This window comes from Marinobacter sp. 1_MG-2023 (genome assembly GCF_030549045.1).
Taxonomy (GTDB): Bacteria; Pseudomonadota; Gammaproteobacteria; order Pseudomonadales; family Oleiphilaceae; genus Marinobacter.
In genome coordinates this window covers 289,757-304,215 of sequence record NZ_JAUOST010000005.1, presented here as the reverse complement: position 1 = coordinate 304,215, position 14,459 = coordinate 289,757, and the positions used below count along the sequence as shown (strand labels likewise).

At 55.1% G+C, this 14,459-nt stretch carries 11 protein-coding genes and 1 riboswitch; of the genes, 3 read left to right on the top strand and 8 right to left on the bottom strand.

Annotation, left to right across the window (positions count from 1 at the left end):
- Window positions 1-549: 549 nt before the first annotated feature.
- Window positions 550-1,341: a hypothetical protein gene (locus tag Q4606_RS14195; protein ID WP_303607917.1), complete on the bottom strand. Its 792-nt coding sequence runs from the start codon at window positions 1,339-1,341 to the stop codon at window positions 550-552.
- Between the two features lie 621 nt (window positions 1,342-1,962).
- Between Q4606_RS14195 and Q4606_RS14190 the strand changes: the two genes are divergently transcribed.
- Both Q4606_RS14190 and Q4606_RS14185 read left to right on the top strand, forming a co-directional pair.
- A complete protein-coding gene (locus Q4606_RS14190; RefSeq protein ID WP_303607916.1) occupies window positions 1,963-2,928 on the top strand; it encodes an integron integrase in 966 nt (321 codons plus the stop codon).
- Between the two features lie 204 nt (window positions 2,929-3,132).
- Window positions 3,133-3,735, top strand: a complete 603-nt coding sequence (locus Q4606_RS14185) for a cysteine hydrolase family protein (RefSeq protein ID WP_303607915.1) — start codon at window positions 3,133-3,135, stop codon at window positions 3,733-3,735.
- A gap of 40 nt (window positions 3,736-3,775) precedes the next feature.
- Here the strand turns inward: Q4606_RS14185 and Q4606_RS14180 are convergent, their stop codons facing one another.
- Together Q4606_RS14180 and Q4606_RS14175 are read right to left on the bottom strand one after the other, a co-directional pair.
- Window positions 3,776-4,834 carry a ribonucleotide-diphosphate reductase subunit beta gene (locus Q4606_RS14180; protein ID WP_303607914.1) on the bottom strand — a complete coding sequence of 353 codons (1,059 nt, stop codon included), beginning with the start codon at window positions 4,832-4,834 and terminating at the stop codon, window positions 3,776-3,778.
- 28 nt (window positions 4,835-4,862) lie between these two features.
- A complete protein-coding gene (locus Q4606_RS14175) occupies window positions 4,863-7,631 on the bottom strand; it encodes a ribonucleoside-diphosphate reductase subunit alpha (RefSeq protein ID WP_303607913.1) in 2,769 nt (922 codons plus the stop codon).
- A 138-nt stretch (window positions 7,632-7,769) separates the two neighbouring features.
- A riboswitch (cobalamin riboswitch) is annotated at window positions 7,770-7,966 on the bottom strand.
- 81 nt (window positions 7,967-8,047) lie between these two features.
- Here Q4606_RS14175 and Q4606_RS14170 point away from each other — a divergent pair.
- Window positions 8,048-8,785, top strand: coding sequence for a DUF3047 domain-containing protein (locus tag Q4606_RS14170; protein WP_303607912.1), 738 nt, complete (start codon window positions 8,048-8,050; stop codon window positions 8,783-8,785).
- A 15-nt stretch (window positions 8,786-8,800) separates the two neighbouring features.
- On the opposite strand, the gene Q4606_RS14165 is transcribed toward Q4606_RS14170, so the two are convergent.
- From Q4606_RS14165 to Q4606_RS14145, 5 genes are all read right to left on the bottom strand, one after another.
- Window positions 8,801-9,628 carry an ABC transporter substrate-binding protein gene (locus tag Q4606_RS14165; RefSeq protein ID WP_303595092.1) on the bottom strand — a complete coding sequence of 276 codons (828 nt, stop codon included), beginning with the start codon at window positions 9,626-9,628 and terminating at the stop codon, window positions 8,801-8,803.
- 102 nt (window positions 9,629-9,730) lie between these two features.
- Complete coding sequence (nhaB, locus tag Q4606_RS14160; protein ID WP_303595093.1) at window positions 9,731-11,236, bottom strand: sodium/proton antiporter NhaB; 1,506 nt, start codon at window positions 11,234-11,236, stop codon at window positions 9,731-9,733.
- Between the two features lie 149 nt (window positions 11,237-11,385).
- Window positions 11,386-12,348, bottom strand: coding sequence for a biotin-dependent carboxyltransferase family protein (locus Q4606_RS14155; protein WP_303607911.1), 963 nt, complete (start codon window positions 12,346-12,348; stop codon window positions 11,386-11,388).
- The gene (locus tag Q4606_RS14150) at window positions 12,345-13,058 is read right to left on the bottom strand and encodes an allophanate hydrolase subunit 1 (RefSeq protein WP_303607910.1); all 714 of its coding nucleotides are present in this window, start codon (window positions 13,056-13,058) and stop codon (window positions 12,345-12,347) included. Before Q4606_RS14150 ends, Q4606_RS14155 begins: the two co-directional genes overlap by 4 nt.
- On the bottom strand, window positions 13,055-14,422 hold the full coding sequence (locus Q4606_RS14145) for an amidase (RefSeq protein ID WP_303607909.1): 1,368 nt from the start codon (window positions 14,420-14,422) through the stop codon (window positions 13,055-13,057). Before Q4606_RS14145 ends, Q4606_RS14150 begins: the two co-directional genes overlap by 4 nt.
- Window positions 14,423-14,459: the final 37 nt, after the last annotated feature.

Here is a 14,459-nt window from a genome sequence, read left to right as displayed (position 1 = left end):
TGTGGGTGTGCCCCATGACAGGCCCCCTTTAGTGTCCGGTAAATGACCGTCCACTAAAGCGGTGCAAGATCAGCGCCCTGACAAGGGCGTCCGGTGGAGGCCCATCGGGCCGGAACGAATTTGATGCACTGGTTAGCTGGGGGTAACAATGAAGACCAATCCCTGGCTAACAACTTGACGGCATGCTCCGCTGCCTTGGCACCGCCATTTGCCGATGCACTTTGATTGAGAACACCGCCACCGACGCGGCGAATGAACCTGAACTTCAGAGTAGCAGGTAATCAAGGAACCGGCTTTCGGCGGACGGCCCCGCGACGCAAACACCTACCTTTATACCAACACCATGATCCGCTGAGCTACCAGCAAGACAACGAACTTTGATGGCCTTGGCAGAACACCATTGATTCGGGTTTTATTGCCAAATTTCCGCCAAGGCCAGATGGCACCCAGCCACACCAAAAGACCCAAGGCACTACCAGCTAACGCCCGCCATAAGCGGCCGAGTGAAACGAGGTCCGGCGCACGAAGTGCGCGAACTTGATGGTTTGGTTAGGCATATTTGGACTCAAACTTTCTAATTTCAGAACTATTCAAAGTTTCTTTCTTCAGCAGCGCCAACAATTCTCTATTAATCGGTATCAACTTATCATGACTCCCATATGGGCCAAGATAAACATCTTCGGGATCAATTTCTCTTGGTTCATCGAAATAGTAATAACCTGAGAATCCAAGCTCTGCAACTTGGCGAAGGAGATATATACAAGAACCCAGGTCCATGCTATCCCTAAACCCTATTACATATTCTTTTGGTGGTTTAGGGTCAACACTACTGCTTCCAAAGTAATCTTCAATAGGAATCCCAGCATCATTCAAAGCCCTCCTAATAGAAGTTAGGTTTTCATGGAAATCATTCACAGATACTTTCCATCCCCTCCATTTGCTAGGGACTGAGACCCCACTTCCTGCCTGACGGTCAAGAATGCTGGATATGCTATTTTGTATTTGTTCGATACGTTTTAACAGCTCTAAGTCTTTACCAGATGTAAAAGAGGACTCGACATACTTGTTGGATTTTTTATCCAAGTACTTTGAATAGTAGCTATCTTCTTGCAGCTCAGGTCTAAACTTTGTTTGCAGTAAAAAAATCGCCATCAAAAACAAGGGAACATTAATAATGGACGCAACTACTAGTGCGCCAGACATCCAGCTACCAGCTCCTATTTTCACAGCAGCGAAGAGGAAACCAGCATCAATAGCCATCAATCCGGCCAGCCAAGCCGCCAACAACTGAATCGGCTTGGTTACCTTATGCGGCTCTATTCTATTAGAGTGACTATTCATTTATCGGATCCATTTCTTCCGCCTAACGCCATGGCTTTGCGGCGCACCGAAGCGCCAGCGCAGGGGCGTCCGGCAACAGCCACTTGTTATGCATTTTGAACTTGTCGCCTCGATTCGCGAAGGAATCGGTGAAAACGAACTCGCCTTTGTAGTCTGCGGTGATCGTAATACATATTAGTTAACGGCACCCCATAACCAATTACCACCGTCGCTATTTTGACGTATGGCCAGGTGGTATTGGCAAAGAATTGATCGATACCCCAAACGATCAACCAAATCACGCTGACTGATATTGCCATGACAGTGAACAGGTTTTTCAACAATGTGGCTTTCCAGATTGCACCTGATCGTATCGAATCCTGAAATACTCTTCGCAGAAACTTGGTCATGGGTTCCTATGCATAACAGCAACTAGACCGCATTCCGCGATATTGCAAAAAAGTGCGTTCTCGATAATGCCACTTTTTCATATCCACGCCACGCATCTAGTCTCAATTTTAACAACAGGTTAGCCCAGTTTCGGCTGCCCCACCACGTAATCGCTTGACTTCTCGTTTTCGTGAAACCAATAATACTGTACGAATAAACAGTATTTAAGAACACTAACAAAGGTTCGCCAATATGGACGGCATACAACCTCAACCGCGCCTTCGGGATCAGGTTCGCGCAGTCATTCGGGTTAATCGCTACAGCATTCGTACGGAAAAATCCTATTGGTACTGGATCCGTTTTTATATCCGCTTTCATCAGATGAAGCACCCCAAGGATATGGGACCAAAGGAAGTAAATGAGTTCCTTACTTGGCTAGCCGTTAACCGCAACGTTGCTGCCGCAACTCAGGCCCAGGCTTTAAACGCTCTAGTGTTTCTGTACTCCAAGGTTCTCGACATTCCCCTCGGGGAAATCGGTTCCGTTATCCGCTCTAAAAAACCAAAGCGTTTACCCGTGGTGCTCACCCACGATGAAGCCATGGCAATTATCGAACATCTCAAAGAACCCTATCGCCTTTTAGCTTCGCTCATGTATGGTTCTGGCCTGCGGGTAACAGAAGCTTGCCGTTTAAGAGTGAAGGATGTCGATTTCAGTAACCAGGTCATCATTGTTCGGGATGGCAAAGGCGCAAAAGATCGAACAACGCTCATGCCAGGCACGCTTATTTCTGAATTGGAAAGGCAGATTGCTTCTATTCGAAAGGCCTGGAAAGAAAAAGATCTTTCCCTGCAAACACCGGTCAGCCTGCCATTTGCGCTTACCCGCAAGTATCCCCAAGCGGACATGTCCCTGGACTGGCAATGGTTGTTTACCTCAAACACTCTGAGCAAAAACGACTTCGGCAACGTGGTGCGCCACCACGTCCACACCAGTTCGGTGCAGAAAGCAGTGAAGGTAGCTGTTGCTGCAGCCAACATCGGCAAACCCGCAGGTTGCCACACATTCCGCCACACATTCGCCACCGAACTACTCAAACGCGGCAACGATATCCGCACAGTACAGGACCTGCTCGGCCACGCAGATCTACGCACCACTCAGATCTATACCCACGTGCTGGGCCAGGGCTTTGCGGGGGTGCGCAGCCCGCTGGGTTAATGGTTTCAACTTCGCTGGGCCCAGAACTTAGGTACTGCTACCGGGGTCGCAGGCAATTCACCCGTTATGTCGATTCGTTTGCCACCAAAGGCCCGGTAACGTACATGTATCCAGGCCTCTTTGGCTGGGCTCCTGGAGTCCGTTATTCATAGCAACCCCATTACCCTGAGGGTTTGGTTGGTTGCCAACTGTGAAGGATACATCATGAGTGATCTGACAACTCTGCGGGACATCGTAGGCCTGGGCAATGCCGCCAGCCCGATCAGTGATTCTGCTCTGGTCATTATCGATGCCCAGAATACCTATCGTGAAGGCCTGATGAAGCTTGATGGCGTGGAGCCTGCGCTGGAGGAATGCAAAGCGTTGCTGGAGCGCTTTCGCGCCGCCGGGCGTCCGGTTTTTCACATTCAACATGATGCAGGCGCGGGCTCACCCTATGATCTGAATGCCCCTGTCGGCCAGATTGCCGATGTGGTGGCCCCGGAGGCAGGCGAGCCGGTTATCACCAAGAACTACCCCAATTCCTTTGCTCAGACAGATCTGGATGCTCAGCTGAAGCTAGCCGGTATCAAAAACCTTATTCTGGTCGGGTTCATGTCTCACATGTGTGTGAATTCCACTGCGCGTGGTGCTTTCACACTAGGCTACAACCCGACAGTTGTTGCCTCCGCCACGGCCACTCGCTCTTTGCCATCGAGAGCCTCCGGTCAAACCGTGCCATCGGAACAGGTACAGGAAGCCGCCCTGGCAGCACTGTCGGACTTGCCATCTGCCGTGGTTCCTTCCCCGGCAGATGTCCCTGACTAACTGGATTATCCCGACGGGTAAACCGGCCGGCGGCGCAGTCTCACCACTCCAACTGCGCCCCGGTCTGGTACTCAATCACCCGGGTTTCAAAGAAGTTCTTTTCCTTCCGCATGGTGGCTTGTTCGTCCAGCCAGGGTGAGACGTTTTGCGCACCCGGGAAGGGCTCTTCCAGGCCTACGGTACGGGCTCTTCGGTTAGCCACGAAACGGAACTGTTCTATGTGGTATTCCGCGGAGTAACCCAGAATGGGATCACGCAGGATGTAGTTGGCGTAGTCGCTTTCAGCAGCTTCGGATTCATCCCACATCTCGCGCACGGCTTTGGGGTCGAAGCTGATGTTTTCCTCTTCCAGTATCTGGTTCACTACTTTCAGGCCGAAAGAGAAGTGCATGGCTTCGTCGCGGAGGATGTACTGAAACTGTTCACCCGTGCCGCGCATCAGGCCACGGCGTTGCAGAGCGAAGATGGGGCTGAAGCCGTTGTAGAACCAGCAGCCTTCAAACACCGCTGCAAAAAACAGGTAAGACATGATGAATTCCTGCAGGTCGTCCTTGTTGCGCAGGTTCAGGTCGGAGCGCATGGCGGCGTCCAGGCGGCGGTTGGCCATCTGGATTTTTGCGTTGATTTGCGGCACGACGCGGTAGCGGTTGTAGATTTCGCTCTGGTCCAGGTTGAGGGTTTCAATGCAGTGCTGATAGGTCCAGGTATGCAGCGCTTCCTCGTATACCTGGCGTGCCTGGTAAATCTGTAGTTCTGGCGCCGTCATTTTCTCCATTACCGCCAGGCCGATGTTGCGCATGGCCAGTATGTCGGAGGTGGTCAGGTAGGCCACCACGTTTTCGAATACATGCTTTTCCGCGGGGCTCAGGCGGTGGTGGTAGTCGTGAACGTCCTGCGCCATGTTCACGTCCAGCGGGGTCCAGTGGTTTTTGTTGGCGTTCATGAAGAACTCCCAGGCCCAGGGGTACTTGAAGGGGGCCAGCTGGTTTACGTCGGTTTCGCCGTTGATCACGCGTTTGTCGTCAACGTTTACCGGCGCCACGCTGCTGTTCGCAGCGGGCCGGCTTTGTGGTTTGGTTTCGTCGTCCCAATTCAGCATTATTGTGCCTCCCAAGATGAGTAAGTGGTTACTGACATGCTTCGCAGTCGGGTTCATCAATGCTGCATACCTGGGGTTGCGGGGCGGCAACAGGGGCAGACTGTTCGTTCACTCCGGTGGCACCCAGTGAACGCAGGTAGTAGGTGGTTTTCAGGCCACGCTCCCACGCCAGCTGGTAGAGCTCATCCAGTTTTTTACCACTGGGCTCGGCCATGTAGAGGTTCAAACTCTGGGCCTGATCCAGCCATTTCTGGCGGCGGGAGGCGGCTTCAACCAGCCAGCGGGCGTCAATTTCGAATGCCGTGGCGTATCGCGCTTTTAGTTCGGTGGGTATGCGCTCGATTTGCTGTACGCTGCCGTCGAAGTATTTCAGGTCGTTCACCATCACGTTGTCCCACAGGCCTTCGGCCTTGAGGTCACGCACCAGTGAAGGGTTCACCACGGTAAACTCGCCAGACAGGTTCGATTTCACGAACAGATTCTGATACGCCGGCTCAATGGATTGGGACACACCCACAATGTTGGAAATGGTGGCGGTGGGCGCAATGGCCATCACGTTGCTGTTGCGCATGCCGTGTTTGGCGATGAGATCCCGCACCGGAGCCCAGTCGAGGCGGCTTTCGGTGTTCACGCTGATATCGCCTTCCCGGCGGGCATTTTTCAACAGTTCAATGGAATCGATGGGCAGTACGCCCTGGCTCCACAACGAACCTTCATAACTTTCGTAAGCGCCGCGTTCGGCCGCCAGTTGGGCGGAGGCACGGATCGCGAAGTAGCTCAGCTGTTCCATGGCCACGTCTGCAAACTCCACGGCCTGCGGGCTGGTGTACGGCAAGCGCAGCTCGTAAAGCGCATCCTGGAAGCCCATCAGGCCCAGGCCAACCGGGCGGTGTTTGAGGTTGGAGTTGCGCGCCTGGGGTACGGCGTAGAAGTTAATGTCGATAACGTTATCGAGCATGCGCACGGCGGTGTTTACGGTGCGCTCCAGGCGCTGCACATCCAGTTCACCGTTGGTGATGTGAGCCGCCAGGTTTACAGAACCCAGATTGCACACGGCAATTTCTTCTGCGCTGGTGTTCAGGGTGATCTCGGTACACAGGTTAGAGCTGTGTACCACGCCTTTGTGCTGCTGCGGCGAGCGCAGGTTGCAGGGGTCTTTGAAGGTGATCCAGGGGTGGCCGGTTTCAAACAGAACGGTCAGCATTTTGCGCCACAGCTGTTTGGCCGGAATGGTTTTGAACAACTCGATCTTGCCTTCAGCAGCCAGCGCTTCGTAGTGTTCGTAGCGCTCGCGGAATGCGTTGCCGTAGAGATCATGCAGATCCGGCACGTCGCTGGGGCTGAACAGGGTCCACTCCCGATCCTGGCGCATGCGTTCAACCAGCAAGTCCGGTACCCAGTTGGCGGTGTTCATATCGTGGGTACGGCGGCGTTCGTCACCGGTGTTTTTGCGCAGTTCCAGGAATTCTTCGATGTCCAGGTGCCAGCTTTCCAGATAGGCACACACCGCGCCTTTGCGCTTGCCGCCCTGGTTTACGGCAACGGCGGTATCATTTACCACTTTCAGGAATGGTACGACGCCCTGGCTCTGGCCGTTGGTACCTTTGATGCGGGAGCCCAGTGCACGCACGGGCGTCCAGTCGTTGCCCAATCCGCCAGCCCATTTGGACAGCAAAGCGTTATCACGTATGGAGCCATAGATGCCTTCCAGATCGTCACCCACGGTCGTCAGGTAGCAGGACGACAGCTGGGAATGGCGGGTACCGCTGTTGAACAGCGTAGGCGTAGAGGCCATGTAATCGAAGGACGACAACAGGTTATAGAATTCAATGGCGCGACTATTGGGGTCATCTTCGCGCAGCGCCAGGCCCATGGCGACCCGCATGAAAAATACCTGCGGCAATTCCAGGCGATCTTTTTTCCAGTGCAGGAAGTAACGGTCATAGAGGGTTTGCAGGCCGAGGAAGCCAAACTGCTGATCACGCTCAGGCTTCAGAGCAGCGCCCAGACGTTCCATGTCGTAAGCGGCCATAGCCTCATCAAGCAGTTCATAGCGAATACCGGCACTGATGAAGGTGCTTAGCGCCTGTGGATACACTTCTGCCAGGGTGAGGCTGGTGTCGAGCTTCAGCGCGGTGACGCTTTCAAGGCGAAGCTGTTCCAGCAGCAGGCGTGCGGTAACGGCGCTGTAGTCCGGCTCTCGTTCAATGCGGCCACGGGCAGTCATCACCAGTGCGGTCAGGACTTCAGCCTCGTCAATGCCGTTGTAAAGGTTACGAATGGCATCTTCCACCAGGGATTCGCCATCAATGCCGTCAAGCCCGAACGCGGCGTTCTCTACCTGCTGTTTCATCAGGCCCATATCCAGCGCTACAGTGCCGCCATCCGCCTGTTTTACGGTGAGCGTAGGGTGAGCTTCTACCGGCTCATGCAGGGCGCGTTCGCGGGCGTGTTCTTCCCGGTACAGAACGTAGGCACGGGCGACTTTTTGTTCTTCAGCGCGCATCAGGGCCAACTCTACCTGGTCCTGTATGTCTTCAATGTGCACTCTGCCACCGGCTTTCAGGCGACGGCTAATGGCCTGCACAACCTGCTCGGTTACCCGGTGAACAGCATCGTTAATCCGGGCTGAGCCCGCTGCCTGGTCGCCTTCAACAGCAAGAAAGGCCTTAGTAACGGCTACACTGATTTTGGAGGGGGTAAAGCTGACCAGGTTGCCGTTGCGTTTGATAACCTGCAGGGTTTCTGTGTCAGATGAGGATGCGGGCCGGGCTTCGGCGAAAGCTGTCGCAGACATGCGATTTTCTCCTGAATACGCGTAAGTTCCGAAACCTTCGCGTACGCAGGACAAACCAGCACCAGCCAGGAATGGCTGCAAGAGTGCCGTGTTCGTTGCTGCTCACCTTATAGGGCCAGATGCAGGCGCCTGAGTCGCGAAGGTACAGTCTTCCCTGGCAGGTCTTCGGACTCAGGGGCATGAACCTGCTGGTTCTGCCTTGCGTGACGACTTCCCGGCTTTCGCCAGTGTCTTTATGCCACGCTCGTTCCCCAATACCGCTGCGCGTCAGTTCCGGATTCTCACCGGATTCCCGATACCATATCTGGTATCAAGCCAAGGATTTGGGCACTATATACAGTATAAGCACCGGCTACAAGGCACTTTTTTTCAATTCGCCGGTCTCTCACCAACACATTGCAACCCGAGACATCCCCATGGGCAACACTCCCCGCTCTGCACTCTGGCTCCTCCTGGCGGTGGCCGGCCTGTTTTCTTCGCACCTGCTGGCACAGGAACCGTTGCTACCGGCATTCTCGAAAATGACATCACTGGCTGATGGCTGGGAACCGCTGGAATTTCCCAACATAGAGCAACACTCCACCTATGAACTGGTCAGTGATGGCGACACCCGAGTGGTTAAAGCGCAAACCTCAGGCGGTGCGTCCGGGCTGATCACGCGGCTCAATTTAAACGCCGAGGGCCCCCTAAAACTACGCTGGCGCTGGAAAGTGTCCAATGTGTTTGATAAAGGCGATGCCCGGGAGAAGTCCGGCGACGACTACCCTGCCCGTATTTACGTCGCCTTCGAATTCCAGCCTGGCAAAGCGGGCTTTTTCGAACGGGCAAAACGGAAGACCGTCGAGGTGCTGTTTGGCGAGGAACTACCCGGCAATGCCCTGAATTATATTTGGGCAAACACGCTGCCTGAGGGCGAATTTATTCCCAACTCCTATACCGACAAAACCGTGATGGTGGCTGTCAGTTCCGGCAGCGAGCAGGCGGGAGAGTGGGTAAGCATCGAGCGGGATATTGTTGCGGACTACCGCGAGGCCTTCGGGGAGAACCCGCCGCCAATTCGGGGCATCGCTATTATGTCGGATTCCGACAATACGGGTGAGCTGGCCACAGCATGGTACGGCGATATCGTGCTCGCCCCGGCCAACGGGAACTGACGCGTTTTTATGGCGTTATAACTCCGGAAAACCGGGAATAACATAATCGGAGTAGAAATCCTGATAGGACGGCGCCTCACCACGGCTGACGAGCCGCAAATAGGCATCATCGAGCTCATCCCGGAGGACTGCTGCTCTGGGACTTACCAGAGAATAGAGCCAGGCCGCATAGCGTGATCGAAGTTCCACCCCCCGGATCATGCTGTCTTCAGGGTGGGTAAGAATTTCCTGCACCGGCTCACGGTAATCCAACACGTAATCGCCGCGTTTGAGCTTGAGCATTTCGAGGGCGGCGCGATTGTTCGGAGCTTCGGAAAGCTGTATTCGCTCAGACCTTTCGAGCCATGAAATCAGACCGCCATAGGTGTAGCCACCGATCACGATAAGGGTCTTTCCTTCAAGCTGGTCAAAATGCGTTAACGGCTCTGAACCCTCAAGGTACCAGGCGTTCAGTTGCACCGGATAGACATTGACCCAGCTTTCAAGAACTTCTCCCTGAACGCCCGGGATATTGGAGAGACCAGGCCAGAGATCCACCAGCCCCCTTTTCAGATACAGGTAGATCCGGCTGACCGGGAGATAGATAAAATCGGCCTCGTAACCGGCTTCCTCAACAACTTTCCGGGTGAGCTCGATAAAATAACCTGCCGGCTCACCCTGATCATTCTGGTATTCAATGGGAGGAAATTCTGTGTAGGCAATACGGAGCCTGTTTGAGGCCGTATCGGCCCACACAGGGCTTGCCGTAACAGCAATGGCCAGGCATATAAACATAATGGCCAACCTGGCTGGCGCGACCGCTACCGAGGCAGGAGGGAAAATCAGGTTCCAGAATCTGCTCATAACACCGGCATGCTTAAGATACGATTTATTGTAATGCTTACGCAGAGCGTAGCAGACTCGACCGGAAAGGCTACGGCGCACTCATCAAAACAACGAATGCGATCAAATGTGAAAGCTGACCATATACAAACCCACGCCGCCCATTACCAGAGTATACGGGAAGGCCATGACTACCATCCTGCCATAGGACAGCCGCACCAGCGGTGCGATGGCAGAGGTCAGCAGAAACAGGAAGGCCGCTTGCCCATTAGGCGTTGCTACGCTGGGCAGGTTGGTTCCGGTGTTTATGGCAACGGCCAGAGACTGGAAATGCTCAAAGCTGATACTGCCAGCGTCCAGTGCCTGTTTAACCTCGCTGATATACACCGTGGCTACAAATACGTTGTCGCTGATCATTGATAAGAGGCCATTGGCAATAAAAAACATGCCCGGTTGCTGGCTTTCCGGAAGTGATAACACATAGTCGATAACAGGCTTGAACAGGTGCTGTTCGTGAATCACCGCCACCACAGCAAAAAACACCACCAACAGGGAAGTAAAAGGCAGCGACTCCTGAAAGGCTTTACCTATCTGGTGTTCGCCGGTAACGCCGGTAAACGATGTGATCAGAATGATGACCAGCAGGCCAATGAGGCCTACTTCGGCAAGATGCAGGGCCAGACCCACCACTAATATCATCGCCGCAAACGCTTGCACCCAAAGCGCAGCCTCGTCTGCCTTGGTGCGCTTGGCGCGCTCATTGTTGGCAAATTCCTCAAGTACTCGCCGGACCGGCCTGGGCAGCCTGCCGCCATAACCAAACCAGCGCATTTTTTCGAGCACCCAACAGGTTACCAACCCGGCGGCTAGCACCGGCAGGCTCACGGGCGCCATATGCAGGAAAAAGCCGACAAAGTCCCAGCCAACCACCTTCGCTATAAGCAGGTTCTGAGGTTCGCCGACCATGGTCGCAACACCACCAAGAGCGGTACCTATGGCGCCATGCATCAGCAGGCTGCGCAGAAACGCGCGGAAGTTTTCCAGATCCTCCCGGTGCAGTTCAACAACGTCGTCGTCACTGTCTGCATTATGATCGCTGCTCTGATAACCCTTGCCCGAAGCAACCTTGTGGTAAACGGAGAAAAAACCAACAGCAACGCTGATGATAACGGCGGTTACCGTAAGCGCATCAAGAAACGCTGAAAGCACCGCAGCGGCACTGCAGAACAAGAGCGACAGAGCGGATTTCGAGCGCACGCCCACAAGAATCTGGGTGAAGGCAAGCAGCAGCAAATCCTGCATGAAATAGATACCCGCCACCATGAACATCAGCAACAGGATAACCGGGAAATTGGTCAGCACTTCCAGATACACAGCATCCGGCGTCGTCAGCCCAATAAGCAACGCCTCAATGGCCAGCAAACCGCCGGGCAGAAGCGGGTAACACTTCAAAGCCATCGCTAGAGTAAAAATGAACTCGGCTATCAGAAGCCAGCCTGCGGTAACCGGCCCCAACACATACATCACGATGGGATTGGCGATCAGGAAAAGCACAATAATCTGCTTGTACCAGACGGGAGCCTTGCCAAGAAAGTTGCTGGTAAAGGCAGAAAACAGTGTCGTTGGCATTGCGGGTTTCTTCTGGGTTAGCGAGCGAAAACAGTATGTGATAACACAGCAGTATCTTCCTTGATATTTCTGTGTCAGTTAATCCGACAAAGATACAGGATAGACCGGTTCTTTAGTACTGTCAGAAAGAAGGGGGTTAACACCACTTATCAACGGGGGGCCGTGTTAAAAAGGGCTCTGAACGACCGATATTGTTCAAGCGCAGCCCCACTCCCTTTAGCTACCAGCCTTACGCGCTCTCTCGGTAAACACTGAGCCAGTCGCGCTGCAGAAAGCGGTGAAAGTGAACCAAGCCGGGGGTAACCACCGATGGTCTGGCGATCATTGAGCAGCACAATCGGCTGGCCATCAGGCGGCACCTGCACACCACCGAGATTAATGCCTTCGGAAACCAGGGTACTGATTTTGCAATTCAACCTGGGACCTGTAAGGCGCACACCCATGCGGTCGGCGCGGTCATCAACCTGCCACCAGGTGTTGAATGCGTCGAACAGACTGCGGCCGGTGAAGTGCGCAATCTGCGCGCCCGGCAAGAGATCCAGTACCGCTGGCTGGCTGAAATCCGGTATGGCGTCGCAAGGAACCTGCACCGGGCCTTCGCCAGCCTGCAAGCCCCGGCTGTATACGGACAACTGATCGCCCGCCGCAAGTTTGGTGCCCTTGCCGCAGAAGCCACCAAGTTCTTCCCGGGTTACCGAAGCCACACTCCCCAATACCGGTTCTGCTACAAAGCCCCCACATACTGCAAGGTACGCCCGAAGCCCGCTTATCGGGGCTGCAAAGGCCAGGGTCTCGCCTTCTTTCCAGCTTATCCGTTGCCAGAGCGGGACAGGTTTCTGATCCAGAGTTGCGCCCAGATCGGCGCCTGTAATAGCAATTTCCAGATCTCGCCCGGCCACCAGTTGCAGGCCCCCGAAGGTAATCTCCAGGTTGGCCGTACCCCAGGTGTTGCCGGTAAGGTGGTTGGCCCAGGCCCAGGAATAAAGGTCCGCCGGGCCACCCTGTGTGACGCCAAGATGCCGGACACCAAACCTCCCGCTGTCCTGTAGCAAAGCAAGGGGCCCGGCACGCAATACTTTAATGCAGGGTTCAGAGTTGCCTGGAGTGCTCATGCCAGCGGCTCCATGGGCGTGGTATCCCCACCCTCACGCTCGAATGCTTCACGACTTACCGGCACAAACCGTACCTGATCGCCCACACGCAAAAGGCTAAAGCCCTCGCGGTTACGGTCAAATAAACTGGCACTGGTACGCCCCAGCAAATTCCAGCCCCCCGGTGTTGCCGTGGGGTACGCAGCGGTCTGGCGACCAGCCATAGCGACACTGCCTGGCGGCACCTTCTTGCGAGGTGTACCAAGCCTGGCGCATTCAAGTCGCGGATCGGTTAACCCCATAAAAGCAAATCCTGGGGCAAATCCCAGGGCAAAAACCCGATATACCTGCTGGCTGTGGGCATCGATTACATCGTTGACCGCTATACCCGCCTGCTCCGCTACCCTCGTTAATTCAGGGCCTACACTCGTGTCGTACCAGGTCGGAAGTTCGTGTATCTCCCCGGCATGGCGGCTGTCCTCAGGTTCCAGATCCGCGAGTATCCGGTAAATCGTTGCCCGGGCCTCACAGGGCGATACCATCAAGGGGTCAAACACAACCAGAAGGGTGGTGTAGGACGGCACCAGATCAATCAGCGCATCACCGAACGCCTGCTCACACCGGCGCGACAGCGCAGACAACCAGGACAGGTTGTGCTCGTCGATCGTGTCGAAGAGTCTTATGATCCAGCCATCGAGGCCGGCAGATTCGAGCACCGGCTTCTGATTCATGGTGTAAGCGCCTTCTCCATTGCCTGGGCGATACCCAGCACACTTCTGTCTGAACCATTTCGACCGACCAGCATGAGGCCAGTGGGTAGGTCACCGTGCTGATAATTCGGGAGGGTAATCGCGCACAAATCGAGCAGGTTCGCCACGGTGGTGTTGCGCAGAACAAGCAGGTTCAGCCGCGCATAGTCCGCGTCGTCTTCCAGCTCCGCCAACAACGGTGGCTCAATGGCTACGGTCGGCGCAAGTAGCCCGTCGTAGGCGCCAAGCCACTCTTCTGCTTGCGCTTTTCGCTCAGCCCGCACCTGTTGTAAGTCCAGATAATCAGCCGCGCTGAAGCCGGCGCCCCGCTCCATTCGCCGGCGTATCTGGGGGTCGTAATCCTCTCCGTGTTGCTGCAGCCAGTGTCGGTGAACGTGATAGCTTTCAACCGCTGTAAGCCCTCCACCCTGCAAAAGCTCAGGCAAGGTATCCAGCACCGGCACTGGCGCTTCCACAATCCTGGCACCGCACTCACGCAACTTGCCGAGGCTTCGGGCAAACGCTTCGGCAACCCCCGGAGACAGTTCGTCCAGCATGTAATTGGCCGGAACCACAAAGCTGCGACCGCGCAAATCTACCGGCACCCGCTTTTGCCAACGCTCACCGGCCATAACCGCATCCAGGCGATCACAACAGTCAACGCTGCGAGCAATGGGGCCAATCGAATCGAGACTCTGGGACAAACGGAAAACACCCTCTCGGGGTATGCGCTGCTGGGAGGGCTTGAAGCCGACAAGGCCGCAGAACGCGGCCGGTATGCGAACGGACCCTCCGGTATCACTACCAATCGCCGCAACGGCCATGCCCTGGGCCACTGCAGCAGCAGCCCCGGATGAAGAACCGCCGCAGATCCGGCCCGGCGCCAGCGGGTTGTCGGGGGTGCCATAGTGAGGGTTTAGCCCAAGCCCGGAGTAAGCAAACTCGGTCATGTTGGTATGGCCGGTAATAACTGCCCCGGCGCGCCGCAGACGGGAAACAACCAGGGCATCACTCTGCGCCCGCTGAACCCACCATTTTGACCCCGAGTGCGTTACCTCTCCAGCAACATCGAGCAGCACTTTGAGTGCTATGGGCAGCCCGGCAAGATCACCAATAGGAACCCCGCCTTGCTGCAGGGCATCAATGGCGGCGGCTTCGGCTTTTGCTGTGCGGTCAAAGCGGGCCGTATAGACCTGATTGGCAGGGTCATCACGCTGGCGAATGTTATTCAGACACAGCTCAAGCAACTGCCCTGAAGACCACTTGTTCTGATGCATACCATCAAGCAACGACGATAATGTCGCCTTTGACAGATCCACCGTATCCAAGCCAAGCGTCTGACTCATTTCGCCACCGATAACGTCGTAGTAGGACAAAACTCTT